General features: G+C 42.0%; 1 pseudogene. It reads left to right on the top strand.

Going from position 1 to position 410, the window contains the following annotated elements:
• Window positions 1-410 (top strand): annotated as a pseudogene (locus CHH91_RS17915) (IS21 family transposase); the annotation flags it as partial.

Consider the following 410-nt stretch of genomic DNA (forward strand, 5'->3'; position numbering starts at 1 on the left):
GAGCGGATCCAGAATCTAAAGGGATGATTGAAAATGTAGTGAAATACATAAAAGGCAACTTCGCTGACAGTCGTGTGTTTAGAGATATAGAAGATTGGAATGAACGGGCAAGGCAATGGCTCAAGCGTACGGGAAACCACCAGGTTCACCAGACAACGAAAAAAAGACCAGCAGAAGTGTTTCTCCTCGAAAAGCAACACTTACAGCCAGTCTCTTCGTTACTTTCATATGAAAGTACCCATAACCAAAGTATAACAAGAAGTGTTAGTAAGGACAATACGATCCGGTACAAGTCAAACCGTTACTCTGTCCCACTGGGGACTTATCTGGAATGTCAACACAAAACTGGACAAATTTTTAAAGGTGTAAGGCTTTGTAATCGACGGGTGATTGATAGTCGAGTGAACCAT

The sequence above is a fragment of the Virgibacillus sp. 7505 genome (assembly GCF_002272135.1).
Taxonomy (GTDB): Bacteria; Bacillota; Bacilli; order Bacillales; family Amphibacillaceae; genus Terribacillus.